Genomic DNA, 1727 nt, shown 5'->3' with positions numbered 1-1727 from the left:
CTCTAGCTGCATCCATAGCAACATTTCCTGCTCCTATAACACAAACAACTTTTCCCACATCATAAACTTCTGGTGCTTTTAAATAATCAATAGCATAATGAACATTTCCTAATGTTTCACCTTTTATATTTAACTTCTTAGCATTCCATACACCTGTTCCAATAAATACAGCCTTATATCCATCTTCAATTAATCTATCTAATGTTAGAACTGGGCCTACCATTATATTAGGTCGAATTTGAACACCTAATTGAACTAACTTATCACTAATTGAATCAATCATTGAATTTGGTAATCTGTATTCTGGTATTCCATATCTTAAAACTCCACCAATCTTTTCATGAGCTTCAAATATAGTAACCTTATATCCTTTTTGTGCTAGTATGAATGCTATTGTTATACCAGCAGGACCTCCACCAATTATAGCAACACTATCTTTAGTTCTTAATCCTTTTTCAAACTTAACCTTTTCTAAATAATCTCCTGAAATCTCTTCTTCAATTTCATAGAAATGAATTGGCTCACCCTTAATTCCTCTTATACAGTTTCCTGCACATTGGTCTTCATGAGGACATACAATTGCACAAACTGCTGATAATGGATTATTCTCAAAAAGGATCTTTCCAGCCTCTTCATTTTTCCCTTCTCTATATAAACTAATTATTTCAGGAATTGGCGTATTTATAGGACATGCTGTCTTACATCTTGGATTTTTGCATAATAAGCATCTATCTGCTTCTTGTGATAAAAATAAACTTTTCATTATTTTTCTCCTTATATAAAAATTTCTTAAGTATATTATATATCTTTTTTCTCATAATACTAACTATTTTTCAATAATTATTATTACATTTTTTACCAACTTAATTTTATATAAGAACTTACTAAGTTATCTTCTTCTACTTCCATCATTTTTAAATATTCTTCCAAGATAAATTTCAATAGAAATAATAATTAATAAACTTTATTAAATTCTTTTTTTTCCTTTAAATTATTATATAGATTTAATGTTTCCTCTTTAGTTTTAGCTGAAATAAGATATGCACCCATACTTGTTTTTATATAAATTCCACTACTTTTATTATTTAAGGAAATTAACTCAACATTGTCCATGCCTCTTGATAAACTAACTATATTAAAATCAACTTTAGATGGATATTCCTTCTTTTCTTTTGACATAATTATAAATCCTGGAAGATATTCCATTGTTTCTATCTGATTTAAATTTATCTTTATAATATCTTTATTATTTCTTTCAAAATTATCAATCGTTACCATATTATTTTTTGAAGTAACTTGAAATGTTCCCACTGATCTCACGTAATGTATTGTCATACTAGCTATAAGTACTACTATTACGACAACTAAAATTATCCCATTTATTTTCTTCATATTCTCTCCCTATAAACTTCATTTTCAAATCTATTTCCACCTAATTAAAAATCTATAATTTTATATTAATGGATAATTATAGATTTTAATTGAACTCAAAATGAATATTTGGGTAATATAAACAAATATATAAAATTTTATAGCATTACTTTTTGTACCTTCAATCATTTTCTTTTGAAATTAAGTATCATAGTATTAAACTTATGATATAATCGTAAAAGAATTAATTTTGAAGGGAGCTGGTCATTAATGACTACTAAATTCTATCTTGAAAAATTAAGTAAAAAAGCTAAGGCAGAGCAAGGAAGACCTTGGATTTATACTGATGAAATTAA

2 protein-coding genes are annotated in these 1727 nt (G+C 26.6%); both read right to left on the bottom strand.

All coding sequences use genetic code 11. The annotated features are described in order from the left end of the window. A partial coding sequence (locus ACRDDY_RS07175; RefSeq protein ID WP_438564275.1) for an FAD-dependent oxidoreductase occupies positions 1-763 on the bottom strand: 763 nt, incomplete at its 3' end. 191 nt (positions 764-954) lie between these two features. Then, positions 955-1392, bottom strand: a complete 438-nt coding sequence (locus ACRDDY_RS07170) for a hypothetical protein (RefSeq protein WP_438564274.1) — start codon at positions 1390-1392, stop codon at positions 955-957. Positions 1393-1727 lie beyond the last annotated feature (335 nt).

It is taken from the genome of Clostridium sp. (assembly GCF_051656525.1).
In the GTDB taxonomy this organism is placed as follows: Bacteria; Bacillota; Clostridia; order Clostridiales; family Clostridiaceae; genus Clostridium.
This window is presented reverse-complemented; position numbering and strand designations above follow the sequence as displayed.